The organism is Corynebacterium crudilactis, from assembly GCF_001643015.1.
Classification (GTDB): Bacteria; Actinomycetota; Actinomycetes; order Mycobacteriales; family Mycobacteriaceae; genus Corynebacterium; species Corynebacterium crudilactis.
Genome location: NZ_CP015622.1, coordinates 259,575 through 284,978, shown reverse-complemented (window position 1 = coordinate 284,978; position 25,404 = coordinate 259,575). Strand labels below are relative to the sequence as shown.

The following is a 25,404-nucleotide window of genomic DNA, read 5'->3' as shown; positions in this document are numbered from 1 at the left end:
GCGGCGGGTCCCAGAGGTCTTAACACGACCGGCACCCCGTCGCGGAGTTTGGTGTTGCCGGTCGTGGAGCCACCCGAAGTCTTTTAAGAAGGTTGAACACAATGTCTCCTAATGATGCATTCATCTCCGCACCTGCCAAGATTGAAACCCCAGCTGGTCCTCGCAATGACGGCCAGCCTGCATGGAATAAGCAGCGCGGTTCTTCGATGCCAGTTAAGCGCTACATGCCTTTCGAGGTTGAGGTAGAAGATATTTCCCTGCCAGACCGCACCTGGCCAGATAAGAAAATCACCGTTGCGCCTCAGTGGTGTGCCGTTGACCTGCGCGATGGCAACCAGGCTCTGATTGATCCAATGTCACCTGAACGCAAGCGCCGCATGTTTGAGCTGCTGGTTCAGATGGGCTTCAAGGAAATTGAGGTTGGTTTCCCTTCAGCTTCTCAGACTGACTTTGATTTCGTGCGTGAGATCATCGAAAAGGACATGATCCCTGACGATGTCACCATTCAGGTTCTGGTGCAGGCTCGTGAGCACCTGATTCGTCGCACTTTCGAAGCATGTGAAGGCGCAAAGAACGTTATTGTGCACTTCTACAACTCCACCTCTATCCTGCAGCGCAATGTTGTGTTCCGCATGGATAAGGAGAAGGTAAAGACGCTGGCCACTGATGCAGCTGAACTGATCAAGACCATCGCGCAGGATTACACTGACACCAACTGGCGCTGGCAGTACTCCCCTGAGTCCTTCACTGGCACTGAGGTGGAGTACGCCAAGGAAGTTGTAGACGCCGTGGTTGAGGTCATGGACCCAACTCCAGAGAACCCAATGATCATCAACCTGCCTTCCACCGTTGAGATGATCACTCCTAATGTTTATGCAGATTCTATTGAGTGGATGCACCGCAACCTGAACCGTCGCGATTCCATCATCATGTCCCTGCACCCGCACAATGACCGTGGTACCGGCGTTGCTGCTGCTGAGCTGGGTTATATGGCTGGCGCAGACCGCATCGAAGGCTGCCTGTTCGGCAACGGCGAGCGCACCGGCAATGTCTGCCTGGTCACCTTGGCGCTGAACATGCTGACCCAGGGCGTTGACCCTCAGTTGGACTTCACCGATATCCGCCAGATCCGCAGCACCGTTGAATACTGCAATCAGCTGCGCGTTCCTGAGCGCCACCCATACGGCGGTGACCTGGTCTTCACCGCGTTCTCCGGTTCCCACCAGGATGCCGTGAACAAGGGTCTGGATGCCATGGCAGCTAAGGTTCAGCCAGGTGCAAGCTCGACTGAGGTCTCCTGGGAGCAGCTGCGCGATACCGAATGGGAGGTTCCTTACCTGCCCATCGACCCGAAGGATCTGGGCCGCGACTACGAAGCTGTTATCCGTGTGAACTCCCAGTCCGGCAAGGGTGGCGTTGCTTATATCATGAAGACCGATCACGGTCTGCAGATCCCTCGATCCATGCAGGTTGAGTTCTCCGCCGTCGTGCAAAACGTCACCGACGCTGAGGGCGGCGAGGTCAACTCCAAGGCTATGTGGGATATCTTCGCCACCGAGTACCTGGAGCGCACCGCACCTGTAGAGCAAATCGCTTTGCGCATCGAGAATGCCCAGAACGAAAATGAGGATGCATCCATCAGCGCGGAATTGGTCCACAACGGCCAGGACATCACCGTCGATGGCCATGGAAATGGCCCATTGGCCGCCTACGCCAACGCGCTGGAGAAGCTCAACATTGATGTTGAGATCCAGGAATACACCCAGCATGCGCGCACTTCAGGCGATGATGCCGAAGCAGCGGCTTATGTCCTTGCCGAGGTCAATGGCCGCAAGGTCTGGGGCGTCGGCATCGCCGGCTCCATCACCTACGCTTCCCTCAAGGCAGTGACCTCCGCCGTGAACCGCGCGCTGGACGTCAACCACGAGGCAGTCCTGGCTGGCGGCGTCTAAGCTTTACGACGTTTCCCTCTACTTCGGCTACAGAAAGGTGCTGCCCCACACTCTTAAAGAGTGTGGGGCAGCACCTTTTATCTAGAACCGTTTAAAGCTCGTTCTCGAAGATAATGCCATCTCCGATATCGGAAGCAGGAATGCTCACGCTACCCGTGTTTCCGAAAAGGTCATAGATCGCAACAGTGATTCGTGCCAAGAAATCAGTAACTACAGAGCCAGTTGCCTGGATATCCGTGATTTCAATTAACAAAGGAATGCTGAGCATTTGCTTTCTCCTTAAAGTCATATTTTTAGAAAAAGGGCGGTTACAGACCAACTATCTTGCCTATAACCACCCTTTTCTTATTCAGGAATCCTTAAAGATTAGATCTTTAAGCTTCCTTGTTTTTACGTCCGCGGACGATCAACGCTGTACCACCAGCGAGCAAAAGCAGTGCGCCTCCAGAAAGCCAGAGAACATTAGCACCAGTAGAAGCAAGGCCACCCGATGCTGGCTTGTTTCCAGCTACAGATTCTCCTGGCTTGTTTCCAGCTACAGATTCAGGAGATCCAGGCGTACCTGGCTGAACTGATGTTTCTGGTTGCACAGGAACATCTGGGGTTACTGGCACGTCTGGCTTCACTGGGAATTCAGGCAGCTCTGGAATTGGGATTGGAATGATGATCATTCCGTTAGAGCTGGTCTTGTTTTCCAGTCCAAGCGTCACAGTTTCTGCAGGATCACCAGTGAGGATGACAGTTGCTGCAGTGTCCGAGCCTTCAATTGCTTCGAGGTCAGCCTTATCGCCAGCAACAGTCCAGACAACTTCATTCCACTTCACGTTAGAAACATCGGTGCGTGCACCAGTTTCATTGAAGATGATTTCAGTGTTCAGTGGGAACTGAACCTTTCCATCAAGAATAGTTGCATCACAGTTCTCAGTTGGTACTGCAGATTCGCCAGGAACTACGTTAAGAACGCAGACCTTTTCGAAACCATCAATATCAGTCCAAGATGCAGTGACCTGGAACAACGCATTGTCATCATTCATGACGTCCTTGCCCTTAAGACCAGTGACGATCTTATCCACTTCAACCTCAGTAGTTGGGATCGGACGGTTACGGATCTGGATTTCTGCAACTTCGTCAGCTTCAACCTCAACTACGTTGCGGTCACCTGGTTCGTCCGTTGCATCAGCTACTACGTAGTAGAAAGGCAATCCAAAATCCATACCCGGCAGCGGTGCTGGCTCGAGCTCACCGAAGGTGATCTTGGTTCCCTTAGGCAGAACCTTTGCAGACTCCCAGTAGAAGTTGTTCTCAGCATTGAGAAGGATGATGTCACCGATCGCAATACCAGCATCTGCTGGTATTTCCTTACCAGCAGGCAGCTCGATGTTTTCAATTCGAACCTCGAACTGAGCTCCTTCTGGAAGATCAGCTTCGGTGGCAGGAATTGGCTCGTCCACGCCATCGACAAAGATGTACTTCTCGTAAGAGACTGCGCCTGGCTTCCACAAAGCCTCGTTGGTCAAGGTGATCAATCGACCCTCATTTGGATCGTCTGAAACGATACCGGTGGCGGTGCCATCAGCATTCGTCTTAAGCCAGTTGTTTCCTTCTGGGTTAGTACCCCAGGTGATGGAGCCCCATTCAACACCAGGAATATCCTGTGGGAGGTTGATCTCCTTGAAGGTTACTTCGGTGCCTACTGGAAGATCTTCGCCTAGTTCAGTGGTCTGTCCTGGAAGGATTTCCAAGGTACGGGTCTGGTAGACAGATCCGTCATTCCAAGTTGCCTCAACAGTGAACTTCACATCGTCAGCAATTGCTTCAGCAGCTTCGCCACTAATGCCCTTGAGGATACGCAGAGTTCCGGTGTTGGTATCAGCGTAGTTTTTCAGCTTGACGTTCTGAACGTCCTTGCCAATTGTTACTACAGCAGACTGTCCGTCGATCTCGACATCGCCGGAGAATACTGGGAGACCCCATGCAATACCGTTACCATCAGCAGGAACAATTTCAGTCAGCTTGACCTTTGTTCCATTGAGCAGTGCCTCGCCGAATCCAATAGGTGATCCATTGGTTGGAAGAGTAAGAATCTTATTCTTCGGACCTTCAGAATCAGTCCACTCCGCACGAACGTCGATGGTTGCTGGAACATTTTCGTTAAACTGCTCTGGTCCAGTGACAAACTTCTTGATCTCGAAAGTGCCGAAGGTTGGGTTCGCGATGTTGGTCAAACCAATTTCAACAGTCAGATCATCTTCACCAACAGTAATGGAATTACCCGGAGTGAAGACTGGCTCACCCCATGTGATCTGGTCAGTGTCTGCGGGAGCAACTTCAGAGAATTCAATCTGAGTTCCAACTGGGAAGTTACCAATCAGCGCAGCATTTCCTGCAGCGATGTTGAAGCTACGAACTTCACCAGTTGCTGGGAAGGTTGCCTGAACAACGTAGCGCAGATTAGGGTCGACCAAGTTAGCAGCTTCACCTTCGACAGACTTCTTGATAGAAACCGGACGATCAGCAAATACAGCTTCGTTAGTCAGAGTTACCAAACGACCCTCAGCTGGGTCATCAGAAACAATGCCAGTTGCAGTTAGGCCTGAAACGCTGAGCCAGCTATCGCCGTTCCACGTTACGGTGCCCCACTCAATACCAGGAACATTTGGCTTCGCAGTTTCAGTGAAACGAACCTCTGTACCAGTAGGAAGGCTTTCACCTAGTTCAACAGGAGTGCCATCAGCCTTGACCTGAAGATCCTTAGAATGGAAGTTATCTTCCTTTGGAAGCTTCCATTCAGCTTTAACAGTGAAGATCAAATCAGTGGAAAGTCCATCTACCGCTTCACCTGCCAAAGTCTTGGCGATACGCAAGGTACCCATCTCAACAACGGTGTTGGTGACTGTCAGCTCAGCATTGCCACGACCAATGGTCACAACTGCCTTGCCATCCACGATGCTTACTCCGTTGCCGGAGAATGCAGGTGCTGCCCACTCAAGGTTGTTTCCATTACCTGGAACTTCCTCAGTTAAAGTAACTTCGGTACCAGCAGGCAGTTCTAGACCCAATCCAACGACAGTACCGTCCTTTAGAAGGCTCAGATCCTTGGATCCACCATCCCATTCAGCCTTGACCTTGTAAGTCGTTGGCAAGTTCGGGTTGTCAGATTCAGTGCCTTGAATAACCTTACGCAGATCGAAAGTACCAAGAGCTGTCTCTGCAGTATTTGTCAGAGTGACAATATTCGCTGCAGGATCAGTACCAATCGTCAATTCTGCTGGTGAGAATACTGGGGTTCCCCAAGTGATGGTCTCAGTATTCGCAGGCTGATTTTCAGTGAACTTGATCTTCGCGCCGATTGGCAGATCATTGAGCTGCTTAGGAATTCCTGCAAGCAGGTTGAATGACTGGGTGTCATCAACAGTGCCATTACCATCAAGATCGATAAGTGCATTTACGCTAAAGGTGAGGCTTTCAGGAACAGAATCAGCCGCATTACCAGTGATCTGCTTAGTAATCTTTAGGCCACCACGTGTAGCAGTGTTCTGCAGCTTCACGCCAACGTTAGAGCTTGGGATGATAGCAACGATTGCCTGAGAACCATCAGCGTTAACAGTAACGCCCTGTCCTGGCAGGAACTTACCTGGACCGAAGGCGAAGCCAGAATTCTCTGGGAATCCGATTTCAGTCAGGCGGATCTGCCAGTTGTTACCACGGTTGTAGTGGCCAGAAACTGGGGTACCGTCTGCCTTAATCTTGATCTCGTAAGTTGCGGTTGGCTTTACATTAGGATCATCAAGGTTTGCCGGAGCAAGTACACCCGCGTCATTACGAACTGGAGCAAACTCTTCAGCCTTAACAGTAAAGACTAGGTCAGAGCCGAACGGCACAGACTCAGAAGATTTTTCCTTCAGAAGGCTGAATGAACCACGGGAAACGCCACTTCCGTCCGCGCCACCATTCCAGTTCTGAGTAGCAGTCTGAGACATCTCATTGCCGGTTGCTGTGGCTTTGTTCTTGTAAGTAGTGCCTTGAGCATCAAGTCCACCGCTTGAGGTGCACAGGGTGTAGGTCAGCTCGTAGTTGTAATCACGGCTGAAGTGAACACCACCAAATGCATCCTTATCCAAGGTAAAGGCCAGAGTACGTCCATCAAGAGAAACCTCAGTTGCAGCGGTAAGGTCGATAGAAGTCAAACCACCATTTCCAACGAAGTCTACTGCCATGAGCTTGAAGTTGAGCTGCTCTTTCAGGGTTTTTCCTGGAACAGCACACACAGCCATGGTGTCTGAGAACTCATCGGTGATGACGAGCTCTTCTTGATCTTCGAACTTCTGACCACTAACAGTGATCGTCCAATCCAAGGTAGTACCTGCCGGCTGAGATACACCTGCGACATCCTTAGCAGATGTGTTCAGCTTGCCAGACTTCTTCTCAACAGTGCCAGGAGCATTTGCAGATCCCTTAATTTCCGCACCGTTGAAAACAGCTTTATTCTCGAACTTAGACCCAGCATCAGGGATTTTACCGGTGGTTAGGCAGTTGTCGTAAGTAAAGCTGTAATAAGCGTTTTCCTTGAACTCAAAGCCATCTACTGACTTCAGGGTTGCACTAAAGCTAGTATCACCCTTAGCACCAATAGTGGTACCAGTGAACTGATTTGTCACGTTGACACTTGGAGTATCAAACCTGCCAGATTCTTCATTCCATACTGGAAGGTGTGAGTATTCTCGAACAGAAATGCTCAATCCACCTTCACAAACTTCTTGGTTAGGACCAAAAGTATCAGTAATGGTGATCTCATCTAAGCCGACAAGCTTGGCACCATTTTCAGTGATATTCCAACGTGCCTTTTGGAAACGATCCTTTCCACCTAACAGTCCACCAGTTTTACCCAGTACCTGCGGCTTCCAACCATCGTATTTACCGATGCCACCTTCATAGGTTTTATCGCCAATCACAATCGCGTTGGCGTAGGTGTCATCGTCTGCAGCAACGGCCTGAAGTAGATTTCCATCAGTAGCACAAGTGATGTACTCAATGCGATAGATATAGTCAGTACGAACCTCTTCAGCGAGGTTAAGTGTGACAGCTAGTTTTTGCGCATCTGCAGGGTTGGCAGTAATGACCAGATCTCCAGCAGGGCTCAACTGTCCTGGACGTCCTGCAGAAAGCTTGAACTGGCTCGCACGTGAAGGCTCACACAGCTTCAAAGCTTCTGAAAGGGTGTCTTCCAAAGTGACAACTTTACCAACTGCGAGAGGAGCAAGCAATGGGCCCGCAATATCTACAGTCCACTTAATGGACTTCTTATCAGCAAGAACAGCACCGGACTTCTTAGTCTCGAGTGGACCTGAACCATCGTCAATTCCTCCGCCATTGCCAGGCAGTGGAACGGTGATAGTATTTCCTGGAATCTTGAAGGAGAGCTCTTCTGCGTTGGTGTATCGAACTGCTCCAGCTTCAATCCACCAGCTACCCTTGACATCCTCTTTACCTGCAACAGTGTCATTAAGCTCACAAGTGAATGAGTTATCAGCATTGACAACGCAATTACCGATTACCGTACCATCATCAATTCCATCAATATTATTTGCAACCATATTGAAGGAGAAACCAGCTGGAATGGATAACTCAGCAGGGAAACCGACATTAAAAGTTTCTCCACCAGTCACAGCAAGATGTGATGCATCCCAAGTTCCCTCCACACGGGCCTTATCGCCAACCTGCAACTGAGTTACTGGATCAAGCGCAGGTGTTTTCAAAATGGAGTCAACTGTTACAGAGATATCATCGCCTGCAGCTAGTGGAGAAATGCTCCGGGCTACTGCACGAGCCCCAGAGTCAATAACAGCACCGTTAGGTAGATCAACTGCAACATCCAACTCTGCATCCGCTGAAGTACGGAAGTTGAGGAAACTATAGTCAGCTTCCCCAACAAGAGTTGCTTCCACTTCCCAATCACCAGTGGTGAAATCCTGGGCGGTATCAAAGGAGAAGCCAATTACTTCACCTGCATCAGTTGTTAGTTTTTCATATCCAAGAGGCAGCTCATTGAGCTCAAGCTCCGCAGGAAAGGTAACCCAGAATAAGGTTCCTTCTTCCTCTTTAGCCAAGGTAGTGTCCCAAGTACCGTAAACGGTAAAGGTATCTCCGACCTCAAGCTCTTTCTCTGCATTCTCGACGGAAATTTCTTCCACATCGACGACAATGCCCGAGTTAAATGTAGCTACTTCACCCTCGAGAACAGTTGCAGCCTTGTTTGTCTCATCCAAAATCTTATTCAGGCTATTAATTGAATCAGCAAGATCGCCGACTGTATCATCTTCCGCCGGGGACACTGTGTCTTCTTGCGAAATCGCAGTATCTGCTTCATCTGCAGATGCCTGTGCCGGCGCGACGATTGTCATCATGCTCAAAATGAGCGCAAGAATACCAACAATCGTTGCAAATGAAACCCAAGGTGCTACCCCCTCTCGGCTTCTTCCGTTATTTAAATTAAAAAGCATTGTCGCCCTTTCCAGATGTGACATGTTTTCTTTGTTTGAATGCAGGAGAGGTATTTTCCCAATCACTGAGCCCGGGTCAACCTAATTCCGTTCTGAACTATAACCGTGAAGCCATGGTTTAATCACGATAGATTTCGGGCTTTTACCTGCACTATTCATAGTTTTCTCAGGTTTCTAAGAAGACTTTATGAGGAAATCCGAATTTGCTCCAGAAACATAAGTGCACGCTTAATTCAAAGGTGCTTAAACTTATTAAAAATTAATTATTAATAGCCTATAGTTCACCCCTAAATGAGGGCATTTATACCTCATCAATGAATTTCATTGGATCTCACTGAATTTCACAGTCGATTTCATTGCCAGTCACATATCAGAAAAATGTATTTTGCATCACATTAATATCCACCGTTTATAACAGCGTCCAGCTGTACCGAGTAATCAATGCCATGAAAGTTCTTCAAACAACTAGAGTTGTTAAAATGAGCACTAATAGGGAGCCGCAAGAGCAAACTGCCAAAAATGATGCTGAGCGCCAAGAAGCTATCGAGGCGGCTCCGTTTGTTGCTGTCACCATTCAGTCGAGCGGTATCCATCCATCGACATCACGAATGGTCACCATCGATCTCGTCACGCTGTCTTCTGCGTTGGAGCCTGTGGAAACCTTCCATGCCGTTTTGGATTCTAAAACTGATCCAGGCCCGTTCCATCTGCATGGTGTCACGGAGGAAGAATTCGCCACTGCAAAGCGTTTTGGGCAGATCCTAAAAAGCGTGGATCGCCTCATCGACGGACGTACCTTATTAATACACAATGCTTCACGTGGCTGGGGCTTTATTGTCTCTGAAGCTAAGCGCGCTATGAATGATGCGGCACGAGCAAATCGCAACAACAATCGTGGTAATCGCCGTGGTGGTCGTGGCCGCCGTAGGCAGCGGGTTGGGCACATCCCAAAGCCGCTGGTGATCGTCGATACGCTTGCATCGGCGCGTCGACAAGCAATTACCTTGGACGATGTACGCATCCGCGGCGTTGCGCACGCGCTTGGCCTCAACACGCCTTTGGCAGTGGCTTCTGTGGAGCGCGCGCAAGCACCGCACCGCGAGCTCTGCCGCGAGGAAACGATGCTGGTAGTGAGCCTATACCGCACGTTGGAGGAAGGCGGACCGCTCGCGGAAATTGATCCACAATCAGTGCGCGCCGATAAATTTGGGCTGCAGCGTTCCATCATCAGAGTACAAGCACAGGAAACGACCCCTACGCTGCTCAATCCTGGTCCTTATGAGCCAGGTAAAACGCTGATTTCCGGCATGGAAGTTGTTGTGGCACCGGAAATTGAGATGGATCCGGACATCATTATTCAGGCCAGCGTGGATGCGGGATTGTCCTATTCGGAAAAGCTCACCCGCCAGACTTCTGTGGTGGTGTGCAATCAAACGCGCGATATTGACGGAAAAGCAATGCATGCCCAGCGCAAAGGTATTCCGCTGCTTTCCGATGTTGCCTTCTTAGCAGCTGTTAAAAGAGTAAAAGAAGGCAAGAAAGTGGACGTCGAAAAGCACTAGTGGCACATGCTTAACTAGACTCGTTTTTCATGAAGCTTTCACTGCCTGCACCCCTACGCCGTTTGCGCAGCGCTGCCGCAATCGTCTCAGCAAAAGTTGCGACATCCGCATCCAAAGCCACCGGCCGCGGATCCGGCGGCATGATCGGTGGTTTAGTGGCCAGCAAGGTAGACCCGGACATCATGTCCACCCTTATCAATAACCGGCCCACTGTGCTTGTCACCGGCACAAATGGCAAGTCCACCACCACCCGCATGCTGGCCGCCGCGATGCGCAGCACTTACACCGTCGCCACCAATGAAGGCGGCGACAACATGGACGCCGGCATCATTTCTGCGCTGCTCGCAGGCCGAAACGCCTCACACGTGGTCTTGGAAGTCGATGAGCTGCACGTACCCGCCGCCATTGAGCGCCTCAAGCCCGATGCGCTCATCCTGCTCAACCTCTCCCGCGACCAGCTCGACCGTGTTGGCGAAATCAACAAAATCGAACGCGTCCTCCGCGACGCCGTGCGCTCCCGCCCAGAAATGACCGTCATTGCCAACTGCGACGACGTGCTGGTTACCTCCGTGGCCTTCGACGCCGAAAAGGTCACCTGGGTCGGCGCAGGCACCGGCTGGCAAGGCGAATCAGTCACCTGCCCACGCACCGAATCCCGCATCCTCCACGACGGACGTCACTGGAGCGCCGAGAAGTCGCTTCTCGACGGCCGCACCTTCGCACGTCCCACCCCCTCATGGGAGGTTGACGGTGATACCATCCATTCACCATCCGGCGATCTCACCTTGGATCTCAACCTCCCAGGTCAGGCCAACCGTGGCAACGCGGCACAAGCAATCGCGGCAGCAACTGTCTTCAACGTTCCAGTGTCTTCTTCACTGCCAGCGGTAAACTCTGTAAACAACGTGGCCGGACGCTACTCCACCATCCAGGTCGGTGAGCACCAAGTACACCTCCTCCTTGCCAAAAACCCCGCAGGCTGGCAAGAAGCCCTCTCCATGGTTGATCGCACCGCCGATGGCCTGGTCATCGCAGTCAATGGCCAAGTCGCCGACGGCGAAGACCTCTCCTGGCTCTGGGACGTGCAATTCGAAGACTTCGAAAACATCTCAGTCAAGGCCTCCGGCGAACGCGGCACTGACCTCGCAGTCCGCCTCACCTACGCCGACATCGACCACGAACTTCTCGCCAACCCAGTCGACGCCATCGCTGCCTGCCCACCCGGCCGCATCGAAGTACTCGCAAACTACACCGCCTTCCGAGACCTCAAAAAGGCTCTGGAGAAAGGGACCGAACAATAAATGACAACCCTTAACATCGGCCTCATCCTCCCCGACGTTCTCGGCACCTACGGCGATGACGGCAACGCACTAGTACTGCGCCAACGCGCTCGCATGCGTGGCATCTCCTGTGAAATCACACGCATCACCCTCGACGACGCCGTCCCCTCCTCACTCGATCTCTACTGCCTCGGCGGCGGCGAAGACACCGCACAAATCCTTGCCACCGAGCACCTCACAAAAGACGGCGGCCTCCAAACCGCAGCCACCGCCGGCCACCCAATTTTCGCTGTATGCGCAGGTCTCCAAGTACTTGGCGATTCCTTCCGCGCCGCCGGCCGAGTCGTCGACGGCCTCGGGCTTATCGACGCCACCACCGTCTCTTTACAAAAACGAGCCATCGGAGAAGTCGAAACAACACCAACCCGCGCCGGATTCACCGCTGAGTTAACCGAACGACTCACCGGCTTTGAAAACCACATGGGCGCCACCCTGCTCGGCCCCGACGCCGAACCACTCGGCCGAGTCGTCCGCGGCGAAGGCAACACCGATATCTGGGCAGCCTCCGAAAACACCGATGACCAACGCCAACAATTCGCCGAAGGCGCCGTCCAAGGCAGCATCATCGCCACCTACATGCACGGCCCCGCACTCGCCCGAAACCCCCAACTCGCCGACCTCATGCTCGCAAAAGCAATGGGTGTCGCACTAAAGGATCTGGAGCCTTTGGACATCGACGTCATCGACCGCCTCCGCGCCGAACGCCTGGCGTAGTTTTTCTTGAGTTCCGGGTTTCCTCTCATTGAGGGAACCCGGTTTCTCTTTGTTGCCACAAGGTGAGTTAGTCTTCCGGGTGGCCTAGCTTCCCGTCCCACCCCGCAGTAACCGGAGGAGCTACATGCTGTGTCTGCCACTTACTGCCCGGTGACGCCCCCAGCCACTTCCCGTCATACCCCTCGAACCAGACTTCAGGGCACCACCAGTTTCAGCTGACTTTCTCCGCGGATCCGCAATCCTCTTACTGAGCTCACCCACCAGCCATTCCAGAGGTCCACGACGGAAAAGCAAGCTCCACAGACCAGAAATAATCAGCACTCCCAAAATCTGGATCGCCAGTGCCAAGTTGAGCTCCTGATCTGTGGAATAATCACCGATCGCATAGAAGTGCAGAAAAGCCATGTGACAGACATAGAGCGTCAAGGTCATAGAACCAGCTGCAGCCAGAGGCCACAACAATCTCGGGAAGACTCGGCATATCAGCAAAGTTGCGCCGAGAACCGACACCGCCACACCGGTACTCAACAGCAGCGAGAAAAAGGTGTTGGTGTGCGGCCCCGCGACAGTGAGCCACCAGAATGAGGAAGTCGGCAGATCCTCATCAGGTCCTTCTGTTAGGAAAGCCTCCACCATTTCTTGAGTAATCCGCACCTCAGAGTAGAGCATGCCCTCATATCCGCCCAGGAAATTAACCGCCATACGAGACATCAGCCAGCCAGATACTGCAGCAAACGCGCCGAAGCCAAACAACCCCCGTTGCACCTGAATCCGGTTCAATTGCATCCGTCCAAGAGCCAACCCCACAAGCATGTAGGCGGACCAGGTCGTTACCGGATAAGTTCCGGTGAACAACAAAGTTCCCAACACATCTGCGGGATTGGAGATTAAATCCGCAGGTACAGGGCTGAGAATGCGTTCATACGGCTCCGCTGACCGCACGAAGTACTGTGCGATCGGCCCAGCAAGCATGATTAGTAATGCCCAGGTGCAGAGAGTTCGTTTACGAACTCCAAGGAAAAGACTGGCCAGCAGAAAAAGTACCGCGTAGTACGGCAAGATATTGAACACTGGAGGATCCAGCCATAGATTGGATAGCAAACCGATGAAGAGAATCAGCAGTGCGCGGACGAAGAGCTGCACACGAGCATGGATCCGACGCTCCGGGCGTAGCCCCTTGGATCCACCGGTGGACAGCGCAATTCCCACCCCTGCCAACACCGCGAACAAGGCTGCGGCATTTCCTGCGGTCATCATCCACAGGACGGTGACTCGCTCGGCCTCCTCATTCCATGGATCGAGGGTGTGCACCGAAAACATTCCGAACAGGGCCAAACCACGTGCAACATTGATGCCAATGATCCTCCCCTTGCTCCACTGCCGTTCGGCACCGTATTCTTCCTCCGCCCGATAGGTACCCACTGCGGTGGTGCCGAACTTGATCGGCTGGGCTTCATCGCCATGACCAGTCCATACCGAACGTTCTTCACTCCAGCCAGAATGAGGTCGAACATCTACCGGAAGGTCTCCTTCCAGGACTCGCACCTGTTTCTCTTCCAAATGGCTCGTCATTGATCTTCACCTTCCATAACTAGGGTTTCCTGCCCGGTTTCTGCTCTACCGGCGTTACTGGATGTGCTGCCGAGATAACGCACGGGGTTACCTGCCCACTCACTGTTATCAGGGAGGGCTTCCTGACGTTGCACTAATGACCCCGTCCTCACTGTCGTGCACTCCCCGATCACAGCACCCGGAAGAACAAAACTGTTGGGCCCCAACGTCGCACCATCCTCCAAGACGACGGGTTCCATGGACATGACGCGGTCATGAAAAAGATGGGTCTGCAGCACAGTGCCACGGTTGACGGAAGCTAGGTCTGAGATTCTGATGAGATCAAATTCTGGAAGCCACCAGGTCTCACACCACACGCTCCGACCGATCTTCACGCCCAGACAGCGGTGCCACAGATTGAGCATCGGAGTGCCCAGACTCATCCGGACGAATCCAGGAATTGCGAGGGACTCAATGAAGACATCAGCGAGCTCCCCGCGCCACACCAGTGAACTGAACAGCGGCACGCTACGTTCCCGGAATCTGCCTACGAGCAGCCATTTAGCGATCAGCGCAACCAACGCGGCAAGAGATCCTGAAGCCACCAGCACCGGCCACGACCACAAAGACGCGAACATCAGAGAATCAAGTTGAGTCTCCCCACCCAGCCAGTAGTACATGTAGATGGAGGTGAGGATGTACACACTCAGTAGATCCATCCAGTTACTGATCATCGCTGGGATAATTCGGCAGAGTTCAACCCCCGCCCGCAGCACCTTCCTCTGAAATGGCGGCTTATATGTCAGGCTGTCCTCGCCCTTGACTCGTTGCCGGGTGATCTGCATCGGATGTCGTCCCAACCACGAGCTTCCAGCTTCCGGATGGTACGGTGCCGTGGACAGCACCGCCATCAAGGCTCCGTCGGACACATCACGGTCCGGGCCAACAATTGCTGAATTACCGACGAAGCTGCCTTCACCAATCACTGTTGTGCCAACATGCAACCAGCCCCGACACATCCGTGTGGAATTAGCCAGCGCATGGTCAGCCAGAAAACTGCCACTTCGGATCCAGGTTAGGTGCGGGATCGTCTCCACAGTGGAGATCTCAACGTCTTTGCCTACCCGGGCGCCTAGCAAGCGGAACCACAGCGGAGTGAAACTGGAAGCATAGATTGGATACGTGGAAATCAGCGTGCGCTGCATCAGGGTGTGCGTGAGCCAAACCGCAAATCCGGTAAAACTGCGCTGTGGGAAATATCCAGGCCGAATGAACACAGACAGTATCCGAATAACTATCACCACGCCCAGAAGCCAGGTGAACACCATGAGAATAGTGAAAACAGGCACCCACACTATCAGGATTGGGAACACCAGTTCATAGAACTCTAGATGGGAGACAAATGGGAAAACCAGCATGAACCCCGGAACTAGCGCCGCCACCTGAAGTATTCGAAGCACCAGCAGACCACCACCGTAAGTCAGTCCAGAACGAAGCCTACCCATCACCGGAGTTTCCCGGGTGTTGCTTGGGGTGGTCGCAGGCCAGGTTTCACCTGCTGGCCCTTGATAGGTCATCGGAGAGCCACTCCACGTTTCAGGGCCCTCGATGTCACGGTCCACGTTGGTGCCTGGCAGGATCTCCGCCCCCGGCGCGATTCGCACCCCAGGTTGGATGATGCTGCGTGCACCGACACGTACATTTTCTCCGATCGTGATGGTGTCCACAATTAGAGTGTCACCATCAATCCAGTACCCCTCCAGATCCGCTTCAAACTCGACCGTCGCTCCTTTCTCGATGGTCAGCAGTCCAGTGACCGAAGGAGAATGGGAGAGGCTGGTATTCCGTCCCACTTTCGTTCCCAAAAGACGGTGCATCATCGGCGCGAAGGGTGTGCCGTTCAGGTTCTCCAACTGCATGAAAGTCAGAGTGCGTTGCGACGCCCATAGCCTCAGGTGCGTCCATCCGCCGCGCCGGTAACGACCCGCCTTCATCCGGAATGTCAGCGGACGAGTGATCAGAGCCGTAATCATCACCTTGCCAGGCAATGAATACAGCACCAGCCAGGCAATCAACAGCGGGAATCCGGAGATTCCAGGAACCCAGCCTGCATCGAAGAACCGTTCCAAGAGCCACACCACAATTAGGACGCCAGTGACGTAGCGCAGCGCATTAATCAGGTAGAGGAATAACACCCAAAAGCCCTGGAACAGAACTCCTATCCGCGGGATACGCTTTGGCATCGGTCGTTCCTCAGAATCCGACACCAGGCTCTCCAGGTAGTGCGACATCCTTCCCAGGAAAGGATTCTGGTAAAGCTCACCGATCTCCGCTCCGGGGTGGGTCTCGCGGATACGGGCAGCCAATCGAGCCACTGCGACAGAACCACCGCCGAGTTCGAAGAAGTTGGAGTCTGAGGTCAGCGACACCGGACCAAGCTGCTCTACCCAAAGTTCACCGAGGGCAGCGTAACGCTCCGGAAGCCCACCAGTGTCCTGTTGGGTAGCCAAAGGCCAAGGCAGGGCTTTGCGGTCCACCTTGCCGGAGGTCTTCATGGGTAGCTCATCGAGAACGCACAATAAAGGAACAACACCTTTGGGCATCTTCTCTGCGACTAACTTACGGGCCTGCTGCAGGTCGATTGCATCTGGATCTGCACCAGAAAGATATCCCACCAGCACATCGTTACCGGACTCGGTGGTGCGCACCGCAGCTGCGGCAGCATCGACACCAGGGATGTCGTTAAGGTAGCCATCCACCTCGCCCAGCTCCAGACGCCGACCACCGATCTTGATCTGGTCGTCGACCCGTCCAGCGAAGATGAGCCCCTCTGGCTCGGCTTTTACCAGGTCGCCGGTGTGATAGGAACGGTTCCACCCTAAGGCTGGCAGAGCCCTGTAGGATTCCCGGTCCTTCTCTTCATCGAGATAGCGGCCGAGGCCAATACCTCCGACAACCAGCTCACCCGTTTCACCCCAGTTCACCGGAATGCCGTCCTCATTGACCACCGCGAGTTCCCAGCCAACGATGGGACGACCGATCCGCACCGGCGGTTCCGGAGTCATCAGCTGACCGCTGACGATCACTGTGGTCTCGGTTGGCCCGTAGGTGTTCCACAGTTCTCTACCTGGCACGAAGAGCTTTTCGATCAATGGGAGCGGGCATGCCTCCCCCCCAAAGATCAGTAGTCGAACCGCGGTGAGGGAATCGGGATCCCACATCGCCGCGAGTGTTGGCACGGTAGACACCGCGGTGATTTTCTCATCGACAATCCACTGTCCTAGTTCTTCTCCGGAGCGCACAAGATCACGCGGAGCCGCCACCAGTGTGGAGCCGTTACGCCAGGCGAGCCACATTTCTTCACAAGAGGCATCGAAGGCTACCGAGAGTCCTCCCATGACTCGGTCTTGTGGTCCCAGCGGTGCATCAACCAGGTAAAGCAGCCGTTCCGATTCGACTAGCGCAGCAGCGGAGCGGTGCGTGATGGCGACACCTTTTGGCTTACCTGTGGTTCCAGATGTGAAGATTATCCAAGCATCATCATCTAGGGTGGCACGACTGTGATCAGTGTTAGGTTCATGACGGCGGACATCGATGCTAAGGCTTAGACCGTAGACTACCGCGACATCCGCTTCCTCCCACACCGTCTGAGCTCTGGAATCAGATTCATCCCAGTCCACAGGTACATAAGCTGCACCGGCGTAGAGGGTGGCCAAAATTGCGACGTAAAGATCGACAGTTCCGGAGGGGACCCGGATTCCTACTCGATCTCCACGGCCAACCCCTGCGGAGCGGAGCCTACATACCTCCACCTCAATCGTGTCACGTAGCTCAGAGTAGGTTAAGGTGCCGTTGGTGCCTTCCAGCCCGGGGACTTCCGGGTACGCTGCAACGGTGGCATCGACAATGTCAATCAAAGTACACTCCGGCGGAGGAACCTCCACGCCATAGACCGCATACTTCGGATGATCCTGGGTGCTCATAATTCCCCCGAGCCCATCACGACTAGGTCTTTCTGACGGAATCCAAGGCAATGAGGGGCATACTGGTAGCCGGTCTCTGCCCGGACACCCCGAGTAATTGAACAGCCAACACGAGAAGATGCGGTTACCTGAGGCAGTAGTCTGCTGTAAGAGTCACGCTGTGCAAGCAACGCGTGGTTTCCAAAATGTCGAAATATAGGAATATTAAATCTATTCATTATGTCGAACCTTCCGGTGGCCAAGCTCTCACCGAGGCCGTTGGCCAAGTTTGGAGCATCGGATAAAGCGAGCTGTGCCTGCCAGCAAAAAATACTGCTGGCAAGACTTGAGCATTACTTTATCGCTCCCTATTTCACCCGCACCAGGCCTCAGCAGGAGAAATAGTCCGACCTTACCCTAAATTTAAGGTTCACTTCCCGGCATAGGAACCTGAACCACGGGCCACGAAACCTTCGGGAGAAGGTCCCCCTCCAGCAGAAAAGCTGATCCATCCCGAAATCCCACTCACTTTCGGATCGATTTTCCGCCTTTCAAATCAAAAAATCTGCTCCCCCCGAACTTATCTAATTATTCAATTAATATAAGAAAACTATCAGCATTCTTTCTACTTTATTTCAGTTGCCAAAATATCCTGAAGAATAATCGCGTGCGGCAACGTGAAATGATCGTGCTCGGCCGGGAAATCAGTGTGCACGCGTGCAAATCCATGATCTCGATACCACTGCGCTCCCTCAGTCGCTGCTTCAATCGCATTGAAGGGTTCCGCAGGGTCAGTACCGTCATCACGTTGCCCGGTCACCCAGTACAAAGGCATCCTCTCACGTAAAGAAACAGAAACATCTAGTCGGTTTCGTTCCGGCGCTCCCCCACCGCCGAGGAGGATCGCGCCGCCGGTGACAGACTCTGCACTGTATGGAATGAGACCGTAGCTGATCAGCTCTGCCCCACCGGAATATCCCATCCACCACACCGACTCAGCGTCCAAGCCATACTCTGTGCTGATCTGTGCCACGAGCAAATTCAGCCAGTCAACATTCTCTTCCAAATTCCTCCACCAAGTCATTGAATGCTGGTCTGGCGTACGGGGTACCAGCGTGATCATGTTGTAGGTTTCAGCCACAAGAGCCAGGCAGGCGCTCAATCCCTCTGGGGACAAATACTCCTCAGCCCCGTCTCCGTGCAAGCGAACCAGCAAACCCACCGGCTCAGTAAAATCGACTCCCCGGGTGAACAGATGATAATTGCTGCGGTCATGCCGTTCACCGAACGACCGCCCCAGAGCCACCCCCTCGGCCTCAACGTAATCTTCAGTGTCCCAAGGGTTGGTGTACCACGACGTCTCTTCATCATCCTGGTCGAATATGTCAAAGAGACCAGTCGAAGTTGAATGCATCACCGGATCAGCGGTTGATAGAGGATCACCAGCCGAAATGCCATAGGCAGTACAGTCAGCCGCGGAATCAAAACCGTCGTCTTCAGAGACAACAACTGGGATCACCAACGCAACTAGGGCCAGAACGATCACAATGACCAGGACGGAAAGAGTTCGGACAGGTCTCTTCGGTCGCCTCAACTTTCCCTCCCAAATCCGCACGGAAAAATACCTTCAAATTTAGCATGATTGCTATTCCACGGCACTTCACATCTTAATCCCCAATAGACTTGACTTTCCCGTACTGGAGTAATTCGTTGATCCAGAAGCACAGAGAGCAGAGAGTTTCTCCTTACATATCGAAGCTACGTAACCTCGCCCAGACTATCCTTCGATTCGACTATCGCGGATAGGAAAGTGCACCGCTCCGATCCACCGCCGGAGACTAGCCATAAATGCAAAAGTGTCCCTGTGACTCTGGGCTTAGCTTCCGTCAACGGCCACCGCGTCGAACCACTCGCTTAGTTTTCCGTCTTCCGAGTTTTCTAATTTGAGGAAACTCGGGTTTCTTTCTTGTAGTGCGAACACAACAAGCCGAGTTAGTCTTCCGAGCGGCCCATTCCCACCTAGAGCCTGTCCTGTTTCGCACACCCCGTGCGTAACAAGGCAAACCACCTCGTGGATCCGACAGTTCCGCAACGAAGATTGCCCTGTTAAGTTCGCCCGGCCGAAACGAGGCAAATTTCCCCCCTAAACGGTCAACTCCAAATCAAAACTCGCCCACTTATGTTCACCCCGAACACAACAAGGCAAACTCCCCCGCCAAACTGCGCATTCCAGCGCGAAGTTCGCCCACTTATGAACGACAAAACGCCAAAACGGCAAAAGCCCAACAAGCCAAAAAGAAACTAGATCTGCAAGCGTCCACTCAGTGCACGGGAGAGGGTGAGTTCATCGACGAATTCGAGGTCGCCACCCAATGGCATTCCGGAGGCCAGGCGGGAGACTACGAGATTTGGGAAGTCTTTCAGCAGGCGGCCAAGGTAGGAGGCCGTGGCTTCACCTTCGGTGTTGGGGTCGGTTGCGAGGATGACTTCATGGACGTTGGGGGTTGCGTCGAAAAGCTTATTTTCGGGCGTGGAATCTGCGAGCTCGCGGTCGGGCAGGACGCCGCCGATGCGCTGCAGGAGGGGGGAAATGTTGAGTTCGCGTGGGCCGATGTTGGCCAACGGGTCGAGGGCGCCGCCGAGGACGTGGTAGCGGCCGGAGAATTCGCCGGTGCGCTCGATGACCTGGATGTCTTTGGGTTCTTCGACGACACAGATGGTTCCGCCGTCGCGGCCGGAGTCTGAGCAGATGCGACAGACTTCTTCGCGGGAAATATTGCAGCAGATGCGGCAGAACTGGACTCCGTCACGGATGCTTCCGAGAGCTTCCTGGAGACGAGTGATATCAACAGGATCCACGTTGAGCAGGTGAAATGCGATGCGTTGGGCGCTTTTCGGGCCGACGCCGGGGAGACGAGAAAGTTCGTCGATGAGATCCTGGAGTGGGCCTTCAAACACGTCTTACACAACCTATCTGGACAGAAATTGGACAAGCAACATTATCTCACACATGACAAAAGCCGGGCTCACCTGGAACCCGGCCTTGCATTTAGGACAGCTTAGAAAAGGCCACCCATGCCCTGAGACAGTGGGCCCATCTTCTCTTCAGCGACGTTAGCCACCTTGGTGTGTGCGTCCTTGAAAGCGCCGAGCAGGAGGTCCTGCAGGGTCTCAACATCTTCCGGATCCACAACCTTTGGATCAACGGTTACTGCGGAAACTTCGCCGTTACCAGCCATAGTGATGGTAACCAGACCGTTGCCAGCGTTTCCGACAACGGTGGTTGCTAGGATTTCCTGCTGAGCTTCCTGCAGCTGAGCCTGCATCTGCTGTGCCTGGGCGAGGATCTGGGACATATCTGGCTGTGTCATGAAAGGCTCCTAAATAAGGTTTGTTGATTTCTTCGCCCGATCTTACCGATCTCGCTGCGAACCTGCCCCCTACTTTTGACAGGTTCGCTCTCGGCTTACAAAGGCTCCAACAACGGCTGCAACAAAGGCCTTTACAAAGGTTTCGCGCCGAGCTCTTGCGCTAACAAGTCCATGGCGATTGTCTTCGCATCGCGACGATCCATCTGACCAGGTTCTTCAGCGGCCTCACGGATTAGTTGCTCCTCTTCGGACAACTTATGTGGCTGCGCGGACGGCTGCGGCACTGGCTGTACAACAGACGGAGCAGGCTGCGCCGCTGGAGTAGATTCCGGAGCGGACTGCTGTTGGAATCCTTGGTTACGGCCAGGAATGCCCTCATCAGCTGGGTATCCATAAGGATCCGGTGGCAGATCGTCTGGCTCAGGAGGCAACGGCACACCGCGCTCGAAAGGCTCCGAACTGCCTTGCCGCGACTGACGTTGCTGGGCTGCATTAGCTGCGGCTTGTTCTGCACGTTCCTTCCACGAAGGCTTCGCCGGAGCACCAGCGGCAACAGAAGCAGTAGGCGCAACAGGAGCAGGTGGAGCTGCTGGCACCTGGGCAGGCGGGGTGTGGATCTGCTGTTCAGCTGCGGGTCCACCGATTTTTACCGGTTGGCCCCATCCTGTTTGAGGTTGTGCAGATTCAGCCGAACTCTCAGGCTCCTCTGGCTGGCTTGGTGCAAAGTCGCGTGATGGTGGATTTTGCTGTTGGCCAGGTGCATGCGAGGCAGCGGGTTTGGTGTCGTGGTTCGGGTTCCACGTGCTCTTTTGTGCCACAGGCTGAGCGGTGAAACCGGCCTCTGCAGGATTCGTCCCGACGACACATTCCACCTTCAGCTGCTGCCCTGTTTCCTCAGCCAGCACCTTCACCAAAATGCTGTTGTGATCAGGCGCATTGAGGCGCGCAGCCAGCGCACCCGTGCTGTGTCCCAACACGAGGGTATCGCCACGAAGCCCTAGTACACGCGCCTCGGTGAGCATAATTTCCGTGCGTACGCTTTGTTTACCAACAGCCGCACGTAGCTCCGCCCAACGGCTGCGGATTGTTTCCAGGACATCAGGCTGCTTTTCGACGCTCGCCTCCTGCCTCACTTCCTCCACCTTTACAGGCGCAGCAACTGGTTCTGCCACAGGCTCCGCCACGGGTTCCGCAGCAGGTGCTGGCTCAGGAGCAGGCGGCGTTGTTGGCACTGGCTTCGCCACAGGTGTAGCCACCGGCTCCACAGCAGGCTCAGCAACTGGCGCTGGCGCTGCTTTCTTTTGGCCATATTCCCGCGCTTTCGCACGAGCAGCTGCAGCACCGGTGAGTCCACCAGAAGAAGCAACAGCTGGAGCATCAGATGGAGACGCTGCGCTTAGTACAGCCACGGTGTTACTGGCCAGCAGGAGACGTGCACACAGGATCTCTAGAAGCAGGCGTGGTGAGGTGGCGCCACGCATATCATCGAGACCGGAGTTCACCATCGAGGCAAGATTGGCTAGCTCATTGCCCTTGAACAATGCGGATTGTTCTAGGAGAGCATCGGCGCGATCTGTCGGAGCATCAACCAATCCGAGGTTGAGAGCTTCAGGGACTGCTTGGAGGACCATGAGATCGCGGAGGCGGTCCAGCAGGTCGATGGTGAAACGGCGAGGCTCCAGGCCTTCTTCGATGACATCATCGATGGTCGTGAACATGCTCGCGTTGTCTTTGGAGGCAAGAGCGTGGATGGAATCGTCGATAAGCGTGAAGCTTGTGACACCCAGCAGCGGTAACGCGCGCTCGTAGGTTAGGCCCTCGGGGCCAGAGCCGGCGATGAGTTGGTCGAGGATCGATAAGCTATCGCGCGGGCTGCCACCGCCGGCGCGGATGACCAGCGGGTAGACGGATTCATCGACGTGCACACCTTCGCCCTCGACGGCGTTTTTCAGTACCTTGCGCATATCGCCGGGAGTGAGCAGGCGGAACGGATAATTGTGGGTACGGGAACGGATCGTCCCGATCATTTTATCTGGCTCAGTGGTGGCAAAAATGAAGATGAGGTGAGCTGGAGGCTCTTCCACAATCTTGAGCAAAGCATTAAAGCCCTGCGTACTAATCATGTGTGCCTCATCGATGATGAAGACGCGGTAGCGGGATTCCGCCGGTGCATAGTTAGCGCGTTCACGCAGCTCACGCATATCATCGACGCCATTGTTGCTAGCTGCGTCAAGCTCAGTGACGTCCAAAGTTCCTGGTCCACCAGGAGCCAGCGCCACACAAGAATTACACACTCCACACGGCGTGGAAGTTGGACCTTCCACACAGTTTAAGGAACGAGCAAGGATGCGAGCCGACGATGTTTTGCCACAACCACGCGGACCTGAAAATAGATATGCGTGGTTGATGCGTCCACTATCTAGAGCTGCAGACAGGGGGTCAGTAACCTGCGACTGCCCTACGAGCTCACCAAAACTTGCCGGTCGATACTTGCTATACAAAGCCACGGAACTGAGCCTACCGTCTTAGCGATGCAGATCCAGAAGATCGACTTCTTGCTCCGCCATTTGTTGGAACAAAATATCGCCGCCTTCATTGATAACCAGGGAAAACTCCGCTTCGGTCAGCAAGATCAGCTGCAGTGGCAACGTCAACCTTGCCAGTGCGCCAGCTTCGTCGGGAGCTTCGATATTTACCTGACCGGCCTCTTCACGCACATAGGGAATCTCAGGCCCCCAGATACGAGGATCCGCCAAAATTCCGTGCACAACTGAATAGCCTTCTTGCGGCAAATTCGCCATGATGCCCACTCCTGGAAGGATCTGCCCCGGCTGGGCACGCATGGTGGATTGAGGGGAAAGGGAGGCGTCGAGAAGCATGGTGGCAGCAGCGCCTACGGCGCGACCCGGAACGGACACATCAGCCCGCGCAAGGCACAGGATTTCACTGCGCACATCAACAGTTTCCGCGCCACTTGCGGTGACCAGACCAGTGTTGACGCGCCCAAAATCAACAGAACACGCAATCGCTTCATCATCAAGCGTGTAACCTGCCACTTTAAACGCGCCAACCTGGTGAAACTCTGGTTCGCCAGGCAGCAAACGGTTAATCCAATGTGCTGTCTCCGCGGTATTCAATTACTTGGCGTAGTGCTCCGCCGCTGCCAACAACACGCACGTTGCCACGCCATCCATCGCAACCTCAAGCTCTTCAACTGGAGGAAGCGACGGAGCCAGACGAAGATTCTTGTTCTCTGGATCCTGACGCAACGGATAAGAAGAACCCGCGCCAGTCAAAGCGATGCCGGCTTCTTTAGCCAATTCAGCTACACGCGAAGCAGTTCCTGGAACCACATCGAGGGAGATGAAATAACCACCAGTAGGAACAGTCCACTGCGCCACACCGTACTCAGCAAGGCGGGAATCCATGATCTCCAAAACCTTGTCGAACTTCGGAGCCAAAGACCCAGCGTGCTTACGCATCACCGCACGCACGCCCTCTGCATCGCCAAAGTAACGCGCATGAGCCAGCTGGTTCACCTTGTTTGGACCAATACCGCGAATACCCGCATGGCTTGTGTACCACGCACGGTTCTCCGCAGAAGTGAGGAAGAAGGACACACCAGCGCCCGCAAGAGTGATCTTGGAGGTGGAAGTGAAAGCCCAGAAACGGTTCGGATTACCTGCCGCCTCGCCGAGCCCAACGATGTCGATAACCTCAGGGAACTCCTCGGTCAGAGTATGCACGGCATAGGCGTTATCCCACACAACGCGGAAGTCCGGCGCTGCGGTTTCCATTGTGCTCAGACGCTTTGCGACGTCCTCTGACACAGTAAATCCTGTTGGGTTAGAAAATACTGGCACAACCCACATGCCCTTAACCTGAGGATCTTTCACCAATTCCTCAACAGCATCCATATCTGGGCCGTCTTCATTCATTGGCACCGAGATCATCTCAAAACCAAAATGCTCCGTGATGGAGAAATGGCGATCATAGCCCGGAACAGGACAAATCCACTTAACAGTCTCTTCCTTAGACCAAGGCTGCTCCGAATCATTGTTACCGAAAGCATAAGACCAGCTGATCGCATCAAACATGATGTTCAAGCTCGAAGCATCGCCCGCAAGGATCTGCTCCACAGGAACGCCCATCAGCTCTGCCCAGATCTGACGAATATCAATGATTCCGCCCAATCCGCCATAGTTACGCACATCAGTGCCATCAGCAGCCGTGAAGTCACCTTTACCAGGAAGCGCGAGGAGTTCATCTGCGAAATCCAACTGCTCCGAGGAAGGCTTACCGCGAGTAAGATCCAGCTTCAGATTTTTTGACTTGAGTTCATCAAACTTGCGCTTAATGTCCTCGTGGAACAAACCAATTCGTTCTGCATCAAAATCCTGCAGCGAAACTGAACTCATAACTGCGTACCTCCGCGTGTGGTGGCAATGTTGG

Annotated in this window: 14 protein-coding genes; 4 read left to right on the top strand and 10 right to left on the bottom strand. The window is 53.8% G+C overall.

Annotation, left to right across the window (positions count from 1 at the left end):
* Window positions 1-101 precede the first annotated feature (101 nt).
* Window positions 102-1,952 (top strand): 2-isopropylmalate synthase, encoded by a 1,851-nt coding sequence (gene leuA, locus ccrud_RS01325; protein WP_066563793.1) that lies wholly within the window; start codon window positions 102-104, stop codon window positions 1,950-1,952.
* Between the two features lie 91 nt (window positions 1,953-2,043).
* Here leuA and ccrud_RS15495 read toward each other — a convergent pair whose 3' ends face one another.
* Together ccrud_RS15495 and ccrud_RS01320 are read right to left on the bottom strand one after the other, a co-directional pair.
* Window positions 2,044-2,220 (bottom strand): hypothetical protein, encoded by a 177-nt coding sequence (locus tag ccrud_RS15495; protein ID WP_169816461.1) that lies wholly within the window; start codon window positions 2,218-2,220, stop codon window positions 2,044-2,046.
* Window positions 2,221-2,326: 106 nt separating this feature from the next.
* The gene (locus ccrud_RS01320) at window positions 2,327-8,356 is read right to left on the bottom strand and encodes a DUF5979 domain-containing protein (protein ID WP_157775999.1); all 6,030 of its coding nucleotides are present in this window, start codon (window positions 8,354-8,356) and stop codon (window positions 2,327-2,329) included.
* 542 nt (window positions 8,357-8,898) lie between these two features.
* Between ccrud_RS01320 and ccrud_RS01315 the strand changes: the two genes are divergently transcribed.
* Genes ccrud_RS01315 through ccrud_RS01305 form a run of 3 tightly spaced genes read left to right on the top strand, consistent with a single transcriptional unit; the run spans window position 8,899 to window position 12,068 of the window.
* Entirely contained in the window at window positions 8,899-10,014 is a 1,116-nt protein-coding gene (locus ccrud_RS01315; protein ID WP_074025348.1) for a DNA polymerase III subunit epsilon, read from the top strand.
* 29 nt (window positions 10,015-10,043) lie between these two features.
* The gene (locus ccrud_RS01310) at window positions 10,044-11,315 is read left to right on the top strand and encodes a Mur ligase family protein (RefSeq protein ID WP_066563777.1); all 1,272 of its coding nucleotides are present in this window, start codon (window positions 10,044-10,046) and stop codon (window positions 11,313-11,315) included.
* Window positions 11,316-12,068: a type 1 glutamine amidotransferase gene (locus tag ccrud_RS01305; RefSeq protein WP_066563775.1), complete on the top strand. Its 753-nt coding sequence runs from the start codon at window positions 11,316-11,318 to the stop codon at window positions 12,066-12,068.
* Between the two features lie 120 nt (window positions 12,069-12,188).
* On the opposite strand, the gene ccrud_RS01300 is transcribed toward ccrud_RS01305, so the two are convergent.
* The 8 genes from ccrud_RS01300 to ccrud_RS01265 all read right to left on the bottom strand — a co-directional run bounded on the left by ccrud_RS01300 (window position 12,189) and on the right by ccrud_RS01265 (window position 25,370).
* Window positions 12,189-13,640, bottom strand: a complete 1,452-nt coding sequence (locus ccrud_RS01300; RefSeq protein ID WP_066563773.1) for a heparan-alpha-glucosaminide N-acetyltransferase domain-containing protein — start codon at window positions 13,638-13,640, stop codon at window positions 12,189-12,191.
* Window positions 13,637-17,602 (bottom strand): Pls/PosA family non-ribosomal peptide synthetase, encoded by a 3,966-nt coding sequence (locus ccrud_RS01295; protein ID WP_066563770.1) that lies wholly within the window; start codon window positions 17,600-17,602, stop codon window positions 13,637-13,639. Before ccrud_RS01295 ends, ccrud_RS01300 begins: the two co-directional genes overlap by 4 nt.
* Window positions 17,603-18,206: 604 nt before the next feature.
* Window positions 18,207-19,175 (bottom strand): alpha/beta hydrolase, encoded by a 969-nt coding sequence (locus tag ccrud_RS01290; protein ID WP_245670325.1) that lies wholly within the window; start codon window positions 19,173-19,175, stop codon window positions 18,207-18,209.
* Between the two features lie 707 nt (window positions 19,176-19,882).
* Window positions 19,883-20,539 carry a recombination mediator RecR gene (locus ccrud_RS01285; RefSeq protein ID WP_066563766.1) on the bottom strand — a complete coding sequence of 219 codons (657 nt, stop codon included), beginning with the start codon at window positions 20,537-20,539 and terminating at the stop codon, window positions 19,883-19,885.
* Window positions 20,540-20,640: 101 nt separating this feature from the next.
* Window positions 20,641-20,952 (bottom strand): YbaB/EbfC family nucleoid-associated protein, encoded by a 312-nt coding sequence (locus tag ccrud_RS01280; protein WP_066563764.1) that lies wholly within the window; start codon window positions 20,950-20,952, stop codon window positions 20,641-20,643.
* A 131-nt stretch (window positions 20,953-21,083) separates the two neighbouring features.
* Window positions 21,084-23,459: a DNA polymerase III subunit gamma and tau gene (locus ccrud_RS01275; RefSeq protein WP_066563758.1), complete on the bottom strand. Its 2,376-nt coding sequence runs from the start codon at window positions 23,457-23,459 to the stop codon at window positions 21,084-21,086.
* Window positions 23,460-23,477: 18 nt separating this feature from the next.
* Window positions 23,478-24,089 carry a hypothetical protein gene (locus ccrud_RS01270; protein ID WP_066563756.1) on the bottom strand — a complete coding sequence of 204 codons (612 nt, stop codon included), beginning with the start codon at window positions 24,087-24,089 and terminating at the stop codon, window positions 23,478-23,480.
* Window positions 24,090-25,370: an aspartate aminotransferase type Ic gene (locus ccrud_RS01265; RefSeq protein WP_066563753.1), complete on the bottom strand. Its 1,281-nt coding sequence runs from the start codon at window positions 25,368-25,370 to the stop codon at window positions 24,090-24,092.
* Between the last annotated feature and the right edge of the window lie 34 nt (window positions 25,371-25,404).